The sequence below is a fragment of the Polyangium mundeleinium genome, from assembly GCF_028369105.1.
Classification (GTDB): Bacteria; Myxococcota_A; Polyangia; order Polyangiales; family Polyangiaceae; genus Polyangium; species Polyangium mundeleinium.
The window spans coordinates 4,391,185-4,405,310 of sequence record NZ_JAQNDO010000001.1 but is presented as its reverse complement, the minus strand read 5'-3'; the positions used below and the strand labels follow the sequence as shown (position 1 = coordinate 4,405,310).

Here is a 14,126-nt window from a genome sequence, read left to right as displayed (position 1 = left end):
GCGCTGAGCCGCGAGCGATGGGGGCTCGCGTTCACGCACGGCGAGGCGTGACGCTGGAAGCCAGCAGGGGGTCTACTTGCCGGGCGGCTTCGGGCCCGAGGGCAGGTTCGACGGGACGGGGAGCCCACGGCTCTTGTAGTAGACCGGGCTCGTCGGGTTGAGCTGGTTGGCTCTGTTGTTGCCGGCGGGGGTGCCAGGAGCCGGCTTGCCGCCGCCCCCTTTGGCTCCCGAGTTCCCGCCTGCTTTCCCACCGCCACCCTTCGCCATGATGCACCTCCGGATGATGTAGCAACGGAGAGGATCTTACTTCTCGCTCGGGATGGCGCTACGTGAGATCCAATGGCAGGCGGCCCGGCAACTTCAACACCGTCGGAGGGATAAGAACGATGGAGGGAATCCTCATGAATATCCTTCGTCGTGTTGCCCATGCCGTTCTCGATCTGGAGAAGGTGCGCTGCGAGAAGACGGTGAACGTCTTCCGCAAACTCGGGCTCTACAGGCGCATCCTCGAATCGACCGGCACCGAGCCGAAGATCGCTGCCGAGATTGAAGCGCAGATGCTCTCCATCATGGACGAGGGCATCGTCGAGCAGCACGCGCTCCTCTCCCGCTTCGTGCGTGGCGAGCTCGCGTTCGCCGAGTTTTTGCAGGAGTGGAAGGTCTGGTACGCGGAGTACGCCGCGTGGTGCGAACGCGTCACCCTCGACGCGTTCCGGCACGCCGCGTGAGCCTACGCGGGGACGGGCTACTTGCCCGTTCTTTTAGCTCTATGGGCCGTTCTTTTTTGAGCGGGTTTCGCCACAACGTAGTGACGCTCCACCGATAAGTTCGTCCTCCGCAAACCTTCGTCACGCTGCGGGATAAGAACAATGAGGAGAACTCCTCATCATCGTTGAAACGTCTCCGCGCCTGCGTGGCGCGCGTTCTGCGCGTCACGGGGCAAGAGCCTCCGTGTGCGCGCTCCATGGAGGACCCCGTGACGACCACGATTCCGAAGAACATTCGCCAGGAGTTCGAGAAGAAGATCCGGCGCGGCATCTTCAACCCCGTCGCGCGCTTCCTGCACGAGAACATCCGTGAGGAGCGAATGCAGGAAGCGCTCGGCTTTACCTGGGCGCTCTACAAGAAGCACGCCGAGGTGGGTGACATCCTCGACGATGCCCTGCTCGTGCATGCCTGCCGTCTACGCGCCATTGATCTGAGCCGCCATCTCGCCTCCGGCGATCGGACCCAGCGGCTGAAGGACGTCTTCGACCAGCGCAACTACAACCGCCGCCGCGTCGAGGTCCTGGGCCTCGGCGAGTACGTGGCGGAGTTCGAGGACAACCCGCAGATCGACAACCAGGAGTCGAGCGCGGATATCGGCAGGGCGCGGCCCCGCAGCCTGAACCCGATGGGTCGGATCATCGGCGCCATCAGCCTGAACGAATGGCTCGAGACGCTGGCCCCGCGGGACCGCCAGCTCATCGAGCTGCGTGCCGCCGGGCACGACCTCGACGAGATCGGCGCCGCGCTCGGCATGGACAGGGTCGCCGTCTGCCGCAGGGTCAAGGCGCTCGGCGAGCTCCTGGCCGAGCATGCCGGTATGCCGGATGCTGTCCATCGCAGGCAGCTCAAGCGCGCAAAGGCGAGCGAGGAGCCGGCGCCGGAGAGCGGCATCCGGGCGAAGGTGACGCGGGGCAGGCCCAAGAAGTCAGTCGCCTCCCCGGCGTGGCACAAGCCGTCCCGGCGGGTACGGCGCGCGGCGTGATGCCGTAGGAGAACGGGTTTCGCCCGTTCTCTTTTTTACTTCCGGGTTTGGTGCAGCCCGCGCATGAGGCTCGGTCGCGAGATAGCTACGGACGCGCGCGCCCCCGCGGCCCCGCGCACGTCCGACGCGACGATTCGAGGAACTACCGGGCGGTGGACCGCTGTGGTCGCGGGATGGACCGGAACTACGGGGCGCGCACGCCCCAGCGTTTATGCTTCAATCCCGCGCTTTTATCTAGTGTATTGCACTGGCTCGTTGTAGATTGGTCGAAACTACCGTGCAGCGACCGTGCGGCCGGTGAGCATCCGCGGAACTACGGCTGACGCTCCGCCTCGGAGGCGAGGTGCCCATGTTCATTCACTGGAAGAAGACCCCCATTTCGGATCGGTCCTATGCCGACCCGTACTGCATTCACGCCGGCCCTGGCCGGTCGACCCTGACGCCGATGCTGAAGCAGTCCTACCGCGATGCCGGCAAGCCTAGGAACCGCACCCTGTGGCGCCCTTCGCGAGGCATCCGCACCTGCTGCATCGCGGACGTTCACGACCCGATCGCCCGCGTCGCTTGGTGGCAGGCTTTCGAGCCGGACTTCTTGGAGGTTGTTGCGCTCCTCGACGACGCTGCCGGGCAGCGCCTCCTCAACGAGTATGAATGGATCCAAGACGAGGTGGCCAAGGTGATCCGGCGGCCGTCCCTCGCCGAGGAAATCTTGTGGTGGTGCGTGCAGAGCCTTCCCAAAGATTTGCGCCCGGGAGAAAGCCTCCAGCAGCGACACGCCCGGCTTGTCGATGAGGCCCGACGGAGTGTGGAGGACAGACTCCGGCCCGCGTGGGAGCGTGAACGTCGACACTGGCAAGAAAAGGCTGAAGCGGCACGACGTGAACCGCCCCGGGAGCGCCCGGAAGGTGGTGCTCCAGCTCCGGGCCCGCAGAAAGCAGCCGATCCGACCCCGTGGTTCATCCGGGAGCTCGGGCTGACATGGCCGTGTACCGAGGGGGAGGTGAAAGCTGCCTGGCGCCGAGGGGCAAAGATTCATCACCCGGATCAGGGCGGATCGAGCGAGAGTTTCATCGCCATCAAGAAGGCCTACGAGCATGCCGTCGAGTTCTTGCGAGGGCAGGCGGCTGCATAGCCTGGCCGGCTCACCCGCGGCGACGCCATCGCGTTACCACAGCGCGTTCGGCCGCAAGAACCAGCCCCGGCTCGTCGACTGCTTCGCCTGCAAGTCCCCGAGCAAGATCAGGAATCAGGCGTCGAGGCGGTCAACCGCTCACCTGGATAGCTTGACCAGGATGCGTCGGTCGAGAGGGGCACGGGCGGCGCTTCATATTGCGGATGCCAATTGTTCTGCGGGAAAAAGGCTCCGTCGGCGATGACCGCGGCCCCAGGCTACCCCGTTCTCAAGACGCGCCAGCGAGGTCCGGTCGCAGCCCGGCCGCTGGACGACAAAGTCGCGACGTCGCGACTTTCTAGATGGCAGACCTACCCGAGACCTTCGTAGATCTGTCGCTGGCTCGGAGACGGGCCTTTCGCCCGGCGCACCACAAGGCCCTTGGCCCAGGGCGAGCCTGCACCCCACCACCTCGAGTGCCAGGAGGACGACGGCGGGTGCTGGCGGGGCTCCAGAGCCAACCTTCGCGAGGAGCCACCACCATACGCGGCCCGCGCCGATCCGGGCCCTCCGGAGAACGAAACCTCGGTTTTGCAGCCAGTTGTCGAGTCTGACCGGGGTCGGCGGTCCGGCGTGAAGGAACATTTTGGTGCCTAATCCCGAGGGAGTCATAGGGACGACGCACAGAAGAACGATCGCGCCACGGGCGGCTTTTACACCTGAAAGACCGTACGAATTCGCGAGGTTCAGTGCACTCTGGCGCGCGTTGCAAGTAGGAGGGGGGGTTGAACGACACCCCCAGCTTTCTCCATCGCGGCGGTGAGGTCCCGGTGCCAGCGGCAAGCGACGGCGTGGCCGAGCACAGCCTCGGCCACGTGTCGCATGGCTACTCATCCAGGGGCTCGAGCGGGCTCACCGTGCGAAGGCGCCTTCCGCGCGCATCTGCCTGAAGTGCCACTCCAGCGCCTCGTCCGTGCGCTCTTCGGCTTGGCGCTGCTGGGCATGCCGCTCGTCGTGCGCGTGGCGGCGGGCGTAGACGGGGCCTGGGGCAGTCTGGACCGGGTGCGGGTGAGGTGGCGGTGAGCCCGTGGTCGGATGGTTCACGGGGTCGTTCGCAGGGAGGGGCGCTGCTGGGTCGGGAGCCCGGATGGGACGAAAGGGAGGATTGGGACCGGGATCGGGGGATGAGCCCTTATGAGAGGTTGTAAAAGCGTCGTTACCGTTTCTTCGTCCCTCATCATCCCTATCCTCCCTGGACCCAAATTTCGTGCCCTGCATCACCATCGGCGACACAGGGGCCCCTGCCAGGCCCACACCGACCCACAACTTCACGCCCGACTTCCGGTCCTTGAACCCCCGCTCTCGCAGCGCCATCCCGAACAACCGATGTCCCATCGGCCGCTCGCCGTTGGTCTCGCACCACTTCGTGTACGCGCCGTAAAGGTCCTGCGCCTTCGCCTCGACCTTGGGACCGACGATGCAGCAGTCGGCGAAGAACTCGCCCAGGGTATCCATCTCCTCGCGGTACGCTTCGGTCGCGGCCTTGACCTCTTCTGGCTCCCCGAGGCCGTCCTTCTGCCACGCGAGGCATCCGCGCACGGCCCAGGCCAGAATGCCTGGCAGCTCGGCCTGGAGCTTCTTGACGAGGTTCTTGTCCCGCGCGTGCTCGGGGATGGTCACGCAGAAGGGGACGAGGCGGATGCGCCTCCAGATCCCATGATCCGTCCCTCGTACCTTGGGCTTGTGGTTCGCGGCGACGAAGAGCTTGTGGGTCGGCTGGAACTCGAAGAAGTCCTTGCGCATGAACCGCGCCTTGATTCGATCGCCGCCCGTGAGCTGCTTGATCTGCACCTCCGACCAACTGCGCCCCGCCTCGACCTCGGTGCTCACCGCGACGCGGCGCCCGAAGAGGTCTGCAACCTCGGTCGGATGAGCGTCTCCCTTCTTCGTCAGCAAGAGCTCCGGCGCGGCCTGCGTAGCGTACTCCCCGAGCAGCGCCTGCAAGATGAGCAAGAACGTCGACTTCCCGTTCGCGCCCGTGCCGTAGAGGAAGACGAGCGCCTGCTCGGAGACCTCGCCGGTGAGCGAGTAGCCGAAGAGGCGCTGCACGAAGTCGATCAAGTTCTTGTTCTTGTCGAAGATGCAGGCGAGGAAAGCCTCCCACAGCGGGCACGTTGCCGCGGGGTCGTACGTGATCGGCGTGAGCTTGGTGATCCTATCCTCGCGCCGGTGCGGTCGTAGTTGTCCCGTCCGCAGATCGAGCGTCCCATTGTCGACATTGAGCAGCCACGGATCCGTGTCGAGCATCTCCGGCAAGACGGGCACCATGGACCGGGCCAGCTTCTCGATCGCCATGACCCGCTCCACCTTCTCGCTCCGCTTGGCATGCGCAACGAGCGACTGTCGCTCCTCGAAGTTCTCGCAGTCGCCGGCTTCCTTGTAGATGCTGCGCACCGCCATCTTCGCGTACTCGACGACCTCCCCGGAGTTGCCCGTCGCCCACCGCTTGTCATCCCACGACATCCATGTGCCGCTCGCGAAGCAGTAGCCGATGTCCGTGCCGCGCAGCGCGTACAAGCGCTCGGCGTTGCCCATGTCCGTCAACGGAAACTTTTGAGCCTCAACATTCGCGGACACATCTCGGGCGGGGTTGTTATTGTTGCTACCCAGCGAGGCATTGAACTCCGGCGTCCGGATCATGTGCTGCCAGATCTTCGCCGCCCGAAGCTCGGCCCGCGCCTGCTCCAAAGCCTCGTCAGGCAGAGCGTCCAGCACTTCTTGCTGTTGACGGTCGCAGCAGTGCGAGTGCTTGCAGTGGAACCAGCCCACTTCGTCGCCTGGCCTCGCAGAGAACAAGATGGTCGATGAGTCGAACCGGCTGCCCGTCGTGTGCTGATCCTCCCACGGGCACTGCACCTTCGCCTTGCCTTCTTCCATCTCCGGACCGAGCCAGCCCGCGTGGCGGAACGCGCGCTTGAGCAGCCCCCCCGCGGGCCCGACGTCGCCGACCACCGGGGTATACACGCCCGTTTTCGGGGACCGCTGCTTCCTGGCAGGCGTGGCAGCGAGGGCTTCTTGTTCGGCGAGCGCCGGGTCGAAGCCGGTCGCCTCCAAGAACGCGTGCAGGTCGAGGGCATCGCCGGGCACGCAAATGGTCGCCGGCGCCGGGTCGGTCTCGGTCCTGCGCGCGGCGGGGAACCAGGGCTGCCCCAGCCGATCGGTCGCGTGATCGAAGCCGTACCGGATGGGCTGGGCTTGTAGATCATGGGCGAGCTCGGCCGCCGCGGAGAACCAGCCCACGCAGTGACGGTAGATCGCCCTCCATTCGGTCTTGGTTCCCTGCCACGGCTCGGACAGCGGGATGTGCAGGTGCCACTTCGGCTTCTCGGGCTTGTGGCTGGACGAGCGCTGCACGATGTAGGCGAGGCCGGCGGCATCCAGGACCTCGCGCAGCACAAACCAGTCTCCGGCGCCATCGCAGTCGTGCGCGAGCTGGGTGATCGCCACGATATCGGCGTCACGGCAGCCACCGTTGGACGAGAGGGCCGGCGTAAACCAGAGCCCCTCGCCCTTGTCGACCACCCGCTCGGCATTGTCGGACATCATCCCGGCGAAGTTCTGCCAGGTGCCCCATGCTGCTTTGCCTTCGGTGGTGTCAAACTTGCCATCGCCCCAGAGCGTCGCATTCGTGATCCCATCCCACGGCTCGGCGCACTGCTTGAGGATGAGAGCCCGCTCGGCCCGAGAGAGCCCGGCGGCATGCCCATGCGCCTTGCTACCAATGACCGGCAGCATCTCCGCGGTGGGCGCGGAGGTGTTCTCGTTGCCGGCGGTTGATCCACTCGGCGTCGCGTTCACGGCCTCACTCTGGTCGCACAACAAAGTGCTGGCGTCGTGCGTGGTTGGCTGAACCTTGGTCCCTAGCGTTTCTTCTGCTATCGTGTTCATGTTCGTATCTCATGACGGCTCCCTCCTCTTTGGCGGCGGTGGGGGCCGTTGTCTTTCCTGGGTTGTTGCTCAGACGCGCAATATCCTTTAGGCTCGCGCGCCGCCCTACCGCTGCTTCGATGCAAGCCGCTCGATCCCACGCCGCACGTGCTCCGCGGCCGGACCGAGGTCCACGTAATGGCTCACGCAGCGCTCGCTCGAGCCTGGGGCCGACTTCTTCCTCGTCTTGTCGCACAAGACGACTTCTTGCCCATCGGTCCAGATGGCCACGTTCACGAGCTCGTGGAGTTCGGGGAATCCGTGGCCCCGCTGCACGTAGCGCAAGGCCCCGGCCATCGTCTGCACGCGGATGCCGGCCTTCAAGATCTGCCGCGCGAGCCGCAGCGCGAGCAGATCTCGGGCCGTGAACCGACGCGGCGAGCCGCGCCCCTGACCTCCTCCGGCGCTGGGCTTGAGGAGCCCGCTGCGGAGAATTTCGTCCAGCTTCTTATAACGCAACCCGGAGACCCGGACCGCGTCGCCTGCCGTATAGGTAATATCCATGGTGTGGGTATTCCATCACGGGGCATCGCAGAAAGGGAACCCCACCCCCTTCTGCAGGTCTTCATGGCACAACAAGGACTTGTACCGATCGCGCAAGAGCCTTCGTTTCAAGCCGAAAGAAGAACGCGCGAGACAAGTAGTCAGCAACGAGAACAACTACTTGTTCTTCTGAAAGAAGCACGTTCCCGGACAAACCTTCAACGGCAGATATCGTGCTCTCGGCTCCCGGAATTCCAAACTCCCGGAGAAGGGCGCCTGGTGACCTGGCCAAGGTGACAAGCTTGTAGTATCCTTGCCGCTTCCCGAGGTGACAGTGATGGAAGAGCAAATTCTGCCGCAGGAAGCCCAGCCCGGCGCGCATGGCGAGCTCGAGGAGTTCGTCGACGGGCCCGACGAGGGGGATGCCTGGCGGCTTGTCGACGACGACTACTACCGCGTAGCTGAATCCGAGCCTGATGAGGACCCCGAGGACGTCGACCCGGTCAAGTCGGCGCTCCTCTGGCAGTACAGCATTGCGAAGCTCAGCCGACAGACCGTGGGTGTGACACCCGAGCAGTTCGCGGCGATCCGGCGCCGAACGGCGGCGCGGCGCGCCGAGATGGCTCGCGCGGAGCGGATGAAGGCGCGAAACGACGCTGCCCGCAACGCACGCCCTGAGACCACCACGAGCGCGCGGCCTCGCACGCCCAAGGCGCGCCGCCCTTCGACGCGCGTGAACGCGGCGACCACATCGCCGCAGCCATCACCACCAGAACCAGAACCACACCTCGGTCCGCTAGAACAAGCCACGGACCTCCTGCACAAGACGTCGCCAGCCGCTGAACAAGACCGCTCCCAGGCGGCCGGTGCCACGCGGACGAGGCAACGGAGACATAACGAGTCGACAACGCTGCGCAAGACCGGCGGGGACTGGGACGCCACCCCTGTCGTACGAGGCTCCTTCGCGGTCTCGCTGCACCCGTCGACGCCAGGCGGAGGAGATCAAGAAGTCGTAGCGCGCATCAAGCCCATTGATCAGCCCACCCGTGAACTTACGACTCGGGGGTTCCGGCTGTCAGACGATGTTCTCGACGTCATTAGCGAGCTACTTGTAGAACTGGTGCACGAAGATGATGACTGCAGCTGAGCTTCAGTCCTGGGGTAATGGACCAGCGCCCGCTCGCTGGTGGGCTTTTTATGTTCGAGTTACCAGGGAGGAGAGCGTCAAGACCGATCTTTCGATCCCCAACCAGTGTGCCCGAGCAAGGGAGGTAGCTGGGCTGCGGCGCTGGCACGACTACCGGATCTACGTCGAGGAGAAGCACGTCACCGCCGAACTGTGGACGGAGAAGCGGCCGGCACTCAAACAGCTACTCGACGACATCGCGGCCGGCCGCGTCCTTGGCGTCTGCGCGCGGCACACCGACCGATTGTGGAGGGGCAACGAGATCCAGAGCCGTCTCTTGCACGTTCTCCGGGCGCATGGGGTCCAGCTCTGGGACTTCAGCAACCAGTACGACTACAAGAGCGCACACGGGCGCTTCTCGTTGCAGGTTCTCGGAGCCGCTTCCGAGCTCGAGGTCAACCTCACTGCCGAGCGCATCCGCGAGATGAAGCGCGGCAAGGCCACCAAGGGCAAAACGGGTGGCGGCCCTCCCCCCTTCGGCTACACGTCCCAGTCGCGCCGCATCAAGGAACTCGTGGCGGCCGGGCACTCCCCTGACGAATCGTACCGACAAGCGTGCCTCGAATACCCTGTCGGCAAGTGCTGGTACATCGACGAAAAAGAAGCCGATGTCGTGCGCCTCATCTTCGAACTCTATACCTCGCCCCAGTACAGGTACGGCTGCAAGCGGATATGTAGGCACTTGAACGAGCGCGGCTACAAGACGCGCAACGGCTGCGCCTGGCTCGCGAACTACGTCAACCGCATCATCAATAACCCCGCCTACGCCGGCTTCACGACCTATGACGAAGGGGCCTATGAAGACCGGTTGCCTTCTCGCCTCCCGCGTTACAAGCAGAAGCTCTACCAAGGCGAGCATCCTCCGCTCATCACACCTGAGATCTGGGAAAAAACCCAGTCGGTCAAGACGCGGGAGAACACCACCAAGCGGCAGCGGCCAGGACCGAAGGCGAACGAGACCTTTTCGCTCACCGGCATCCTGCGCTGCCCGAGCTGCGGCAGCCGCGTGATTGGCAAGTGGAGCCACCATTCGACCCGCCGGTACTACATCTGCTCTCGCCGGCACACTGGAGGGCCTGATCTCTGCTCCTTCCCGCTCATCGACGCCACGGGTCTACAAAGCGGCGTGTGGCGCTGGCTCCACGAGATCCTCTCGTCGCCAGAGTTCGTGATGCAGCATGTCGAGCGCCTTCAGAAGAAGCTCGAGCAAGAGCAGCCTGAGGTGCAGCGACAGCTGCCGGCGCTGAGGCGCAGGCGCGACGAGCTCAAGGGGGCGATCGCCAAGTACTTCACCCTCTTCGAGTCGTCGAAAGATCTCGCGCGAGACGCTGCCCTCCTTGACCGCGTGCGCGAGCTCCGCGCCGAGCTGCAGGTCGTCGAGACGGACCTTGCCCAGCTCGAGGCCCAAGCCGCCTCGGTGCCAGGAAAGATCACGGTCGAGCGCGTTCGTCAGTACCTCGATAGGCTCAAGAAAAGGGTCGAGAACCGACCCAACTACCAGCGCGCGATCTTCCAGGAGTTCAAGCGCGACCACGACCTTCAGGTGCGCGCTCTCTCGAACGCCGAGTTCACCGTCTCCCTGGCGCTGCCGACCCGCGAGCTGCTCTCGGCCAACAACGCCGATCCGCCTAGCGAACGGCTTATGACGGTGCTGGCAGGCAAGACGTCCCGCCGTGGGTCAGAGGAACCAGGATCCCCCGCGCCCGGCGGGCCCATCATCAGGAGGTTATGCCCGCCCGCCGCGGCGATCTCGAGCGCGCGCCGCGCCACGTGCTGGCCCCGCACCTCCGCGAGATCGACGGCCGCCTCCGCGGGGTTTGGCGCGAGCGACGGGCGCGGCCCGGCCGACGGCAGCTCGCCTTCCCCCGCGAGGGCCGACACGACGTCGCCGAGGTGGTCGGCCACGAGGACCTCGATGCCCGGCACGCTCGCCGCCTCGGCCCCGTTGTGCCGCGGGACCACCGCGCGCCCGAGCCCACGCGCCGCCGCGCCGCGCAGCGCGGGCAAGACCCCACGCACGGGCCGGATCGCGCCCGTCAGGGAGAGCTCGCCGAGGAACGCGAGCCCGCGCAGCGCCTCGCCCGGCACCTTGCCGAGCGCGCCGAGCACCGCCATGGCGATCGCCAGGTCGAACGCGCCGCCGCTCTTGCGCAGATCGGCGGGCGCCAGGTTCACCGTGATCACGTGCTCGTCGAGGGCAACGCCTATCTGCGAGAGCGCCGAGCGCACGCGGACGCGGCTCTCGCGTACGCTCGCCTCGGCGAGCCCGACGAGCTGGAACGACGCCGGCCCGCGGCCGGAGTCCACCTCGACGCGCACGGGGGACGCGTCGAGGCCGACGAGAATGAAGGTCAGGGCCGTCGCCTGCATGCCCGCCCTTTTTGCGAGCGCCGTGCCGGGCCGAGACATGCTGAAAAACCCGCGTTTTTCAGGGTGCCGGGGGTGGCGGCGCGGATTTCCGCCTGGCGGCCGCCAGGGGTCCCTCCTTCGCGGCGCGCGTGGTAGGGTCGTCGCCGATGGGGCGTCGCCTCGTTCGATCCAGGGTCGTGCTCGGGCTCGGAGCGCTCGTGATCACGGGATGCGACCGGACCTCCCACGTCCACGTCGAGGGGCGAATCCAGCTCCCCCAAGCCACCGACGCCGCGCTCGTGGTCCCGCTCGAGGGCGCGAAGAGCCCATTTCCCGTGGACATGGCGGGCCGGTTCGTCGGGACGTACGGCGCGATGAACGTGCCCCCGGACCACATTCCGCTCTTCGTCCACGTGCCCGGGATTCGCCCGCTCGTGCTCGTGCCCGGCCGTGATTTTCGCATCGAGGAGCAGGACGGGTCATTCCACGCCGAGATCGATCTCGATCCGGCCCGCGCGCCCCTGCCGCGGCCCCTCCCGCTCGCGTGCACGACCGAGTCCTGCACCGCGGATTTGCCTGCGGACGCGAAGGGCTGCGTCTCCACGGTCGTCGTGCTCGACAGCACGAAGACCACGCTCGTCGCGCCTGAAACCAAGCGCCGGGAGGATGGCAGCACGCACCTCGTGGCGTTTTTCCCGCTGCCGCGGCAACGCGCACGTTCGCTCGTCCTCGTGAGCACCTGCGGCGACGAGGCCTACGTCTCCGAGGTCGCGACGTTCGACGGCCCTTGAGACGGCTCGTCCGGGCGGTACACTCCGCGCGATGATTCGAAGGCGTTCGTCAGGTACTCTCCTCGTCGCCGCCGCGCTCGTGGTGTTCCCCGCATGCCGCCGCGACGAGAGCGCCGCGCCGGCAGACGCAGGGACCGACGCTTCTGCCGCGGCAACCGCCTCCGCGGCCGCGAATCCCGCGCCTTCGCCGCCCGCGCCCGACGTGCCCTCCGATCACGCGTTGCCAGCGACCGAACCCCGGCGCTCGGACGTCAAGCGGCTCGAAGACGACCCGCGGCTCTCCCTGCATCGGGACGCCGTCCTCGCGCATTTCGGAGAGCATGTGGGGCTCCCGCTCTCGTTGCAGGTGGAGACGCTCCCGGGCGATCGGCAGGCCCTCTTGATCCAGGATTCGTCCCAGCCCGACAAACCTCTCGTGCTGGTCGTCGCGGCGGACGGCACGCGGGCGTGGACGAAGGAAATGCCGCTCGCGGGGATCGTGCCGGGCGTGCGGGAAATGATGGTGGTGCGGGGCCCGGAGTCGTCGGTCGGCGTGGCCTTTTGCGACGCGGCGGGAAAGCTCGCGGCGCTCCGCGCCTGGACCTCGGAGGGCGGGATCTTCGCCGATTACGAGGTCGTGGAGATCCCCCATTGCGAGGCGATCTCCGCGCTGTACTGGCCCGGTCACGGGCACGTCGTCGTCGCTTCGGGCGAAGGCGAGGCGCGCGCCTCGCGGATCGACGAGCAAGGCATGCGCGCGTGGGGCCGTTCCGGGCTCACGCTGCCCTGGAAGCCGGCTCCGGGCGCGGCCGTCGGGATCCTGGTCGATACCGACGATACGTTCGTCCTCGTCGGCGCGGGCTCGGCCGAACGGCCTCTTTCGCGGCGCGAGGAGGCCGTGTTCGCCATGCGGTACGACGAGCGCGGAAAGGAGCTCTGGCCCGCGCCCATCGCCGTGGGACGGCCCTCCGGAAACGTGCCGAAGCGCCCCACGGCGCGCGTGATCACGACCGGCAAGATGGAAATCGAAATGGCGGAGGGATCCACGCGGCGGAGGCTCGAGCTTTCGTCCGAGGGGACCGTGATCGTCTTGCCCGAGCGGCGCTGAAGGGCCCGGCCGGCCGGGAGCGACGTCGCGACGTTCGAAACGAGGGAACCATCCGCTGCCCTCGTTCGTGGTACGTCCGGACGCATCATTTCGAACGTCGCGACGTCACGACGTTCGAAATGATGGAACCATCCGCCAGCTCCTGCGTGGTACGCCCGGACGCTCCATTTCGAACGTCGCGACGTCGCGACGTTGCGACGTTCGAAATGAGGGAACCATCCGCCGCCCTCGCTCGTGGTAGGCCCGGACGTTTCATGATCAAGCGACAAGCAACACACCGCATCACCGTCGAGCTGCTGGAAGCGGCGGCTCGGGGCGACAGGGTGGCGGGGGGCACGCTCGCGGATTTCATCTACGGGTGGGTCCACAGCGTCCTCCACGCCGGCCCCGACGTCGACGACGCGGCCCAGGAGGCTTTCATGGCGGTCATCGTGGCCATGCGCACGCACCGGTACGACGCGTCCGTCGAGGACAAGCACGCGTGGGTTGTCAAGATCGCGGTGCGCAAGGCGATCGACGTGCGTCGGAGGCGGGAGCGGGAGCGCCAGGTGTTCGAGGGGCCGGGCGCGGACGAGGCCACGGACCCGGTGAGCACGGACCCCATCTCGCGCATCGAGCAAAGGCAGCGCGCCGAGCGCGTGAGCGGCGTGGTGAAGGACCTGAACGAGACCGATCGCGCGCTCCTCTTGCTCCGATACCAGGAGGATCTCAGCTACGAGGACATCGCGCAGGCGCTCTCCATCCCGCTCGGGACCGTGAAATCACGGCTCTCGCGGCTGATCGAAAAACTCAAGCTGTCCGGGAGCGAGTTATGAAGCGCTCGCAAGCGAGGAAACGGCAAGCCCCGGCGCCCGCGCCGAAAAAGGGGTTCGCGAAGCTCATCACGCTCTTCGTCCGGCCGCGCAATGATGTCCGCGAGGCGACCAAGAAACGCGCGGCGCCGCATCCGCCGCGCCCGATGCCCGTGCCGTTCGTCCTGCCCGCGCGCCCGTCGAGCGCCGCGCCGGAGCCGGCGCCGGCCTCCGATCCGATCCTGCGCTCGGTGCTCGCAGCACTCGCGCCCGACCCCGACACGCGAGCGCCGGACGCGCTGCGCGAGCGGCTCGTGACCTGGGCCGAGGAGACGTCGGAACCGTTTCCCGAGGAGCTCGACGGCGTCCTCGAAGCGCTCGCGCCGCGCGCCCCAGCACCCGCGGCCTTGCGGGAAAGCCTCGTCGCCTGGGCCGCGGAGACGGCCGACCCCAAGGCGCCCGCGCCGCTCGACGCCGCCGCAGCGGAATCCCCGTCGCTCTGGAAGAAGCTCCGCCGCCTGGCCCGCGTGCTCCTGGCGAGGCTGCGCAATGCTTCACGCGGCGCGCGGTGACGGGCAACCGTTGGTCCGG

General features: G+C 66.7%; 13 protein-coding genes and 1 pseudogene. 9 read left to right on the top strand and 5 right to left on the bottom strand.

Annotation, left to right across the window (positions count from 1 at the left end; all coding sequences use genetic code 11):
* Positions 1–72 precede the first annotated feature (72 nt).
* Positions 73–267: a hypothetical protein gene (locus POL67_RS17615; RefSeq protein ID WP_271918533.1), complete on the bottom strand. Its 195-nt coding sequence runs from the start codon at positions 265–267 to the stop codon at positions 73–75.
* 134 nt (positions 268–401) lie between these two features.
* On the opposite strand from POL67_RS17615, the gene POL67_RS17610 reads away from it, so the two are divergent.
* From POL67_RS17610 to POL67_RS17600, 3 genes are all read left to right on the top strand, one after another.
* Entirely contained in the window at positions 402–728 is a 327-nt protein-coding gene (locus POL67_RS17610; RefSeq protein WP_271918532.1) for a hypothetical protein, read from the top strand.
* Between the two features lie 248 nt (positions 729–976).
* The gene (locus POL67_RS17605) at positions 977–1,750 is read left to right on the top strand and encodes a hypothetical protein (protein ID WP_271918531.1); all 774 of its coding nucleotides are present in this window, start codon (positions 977–979) and stop codon (positions 1,748–1,750) included.
* A gap of 349 nt (positions 1,751–2,099) precedes the next feature.
* Complete coding sequence (locus POL67_RS17600; protein WP_271918530.1) at positions 2,100–2,882, top strand: hypothetical protein; 783 nt, start codon at positions 2,100–2,102, stop codon at positions 2,880–2,882.
* 891 nt (positions 2,883–3,773) lie between these two features.
* Here POL67_RS17600 and POL67_RS53640 read toward each other — a convergent pair.
* Positions 3,774–6,719 carry a DNA primase family protein gene (locus tag POL67_RS53640; protein WP_271918529.1) on the bottom strand — a complete coding sequence of 982 codons (2,946 nt, stop codon included), beginning with the start codon at positions 6,717–6,719 and terminating at the stop codon, positions 3,774–3,776.
* Positions 6,720–6,914: 195 nt separating this feature from the next.
* A complete protein-coding gene (locus tag POL67_RS17590) occupies positions 6,915–7,352 on the bottom strand; it encodes a MerR family transcriptional regulator (protein WP_271918528.1) in 438 nt (145 codons plus the stop codon).
* Positions 7,353–7,665: 313 nt separating this feature from the next.
* On the opposite strand from POL67_RS17590, the gene POL67_RS17585 reads away from it, so the two are divergent.
* Together POL67_RS17585 and POL67_RS54235 are read left to right on the top strand one after the other, a co-directional pair.
* Entirely contained in the window at positions 7,666–8,478 is an 813-nt protein-coding gene (locus POL67_RS17585; protein WP_271918527.1) for a hypothetical protein, read from the top strand.
* Positions 8,462–9,592, top strand: a pseudogene (locus POL67_RS54235) (recombinase family protein); the annotation flags it as partial. The gene POL67_RS17585 and the pseudogene POL67_RS54235, both read left to right, overlap by 17 nt.
* A 39-nt stretch (positions 9,593–9,631) precedes the next feature.
* Here the strand turns inward: POL67_RS54235 and POL67_RS17575 are convergent.
* On the bottom strand, positions 9,632–10,051 hold the full coding sequence (locus POL67_RS17575) for a hypothetical protein (protein WP_271918525.1): 420 nt from the start codon (positions 10,049–10,051) through the stop codon (positions 9,632–9,634).
* A gap of 5 nt (positions 10,052–10,056) precedes the next feature.
* On the bottom strand, positions 10,057–10,887 hold the full coding sequence (locus tag POL67_RS17570) for a magnesium chelatase domain-containing protein (RefSeq protein ID WP_271918524.1): 831 nt from the start codon (positions 10,885–10,887) through the stop codon (positions 10,057–10,059).
* A 146-nt stretch (positions 10,888–11,033) separates the two neighbouring features.
* On the opposite strand from POL67_RS17570, the gene POL67_RS17565 reads away from it, so the two are divergent.
* The 4 genes from POL67_RS17565 (at position 11,034) to POL67_RS17550 (ending at position 14,107) form a co-directional block, all read left to right on the top strand.
* Positions 11,034–11,657: a hypothetical protein gene (locus POL67_RS17565; protein WP_271918523.1), complete on the top strand. Its 624-nt coding sequence runs from the start codon at positions 11,034–11,036 to the stop codon at positions 11,655–11,657.
* Positions 11,658–11,688: 31 nt separating this feature from the next.
* A complete protein-coding gene (locus POL67_RS17560; RefSeq protein ID WP_271918522.1) occupies positions 11,689–12,744 on the top strand; it encodes a hypothetical protein in 1,056 nt (351 codons plus the stop codon).
* A gap of 254 nt (positions 12,745–12,998) precedes the next feature.
* Positions 12,999–13,559: an RNA polymerase sigma factor gene (locus POL67_RS17555; protein WP_271918521.1), complete on the top strand. Its 561-nt coding sequence runs from the start codon at positions 12,999–13,001 to the stop codon at positions 13,557–13,559.
* Positions 13,556–14,107, top strand: a complete 552-nt coding sequence (locus POL67_RS17550; protein ID WP_271918520.1) for a hypothetical protein — start codon at positions 13,556–13,558, stop codon at positions 14,105–14,107. The genes POL67_RS17555 and POL67_RS17550 overlap by 4 nt, the downstream gene beginning before the upstream one ends.
* Positions 14,108–14,126: the final 19 nt, after the last annotated feature.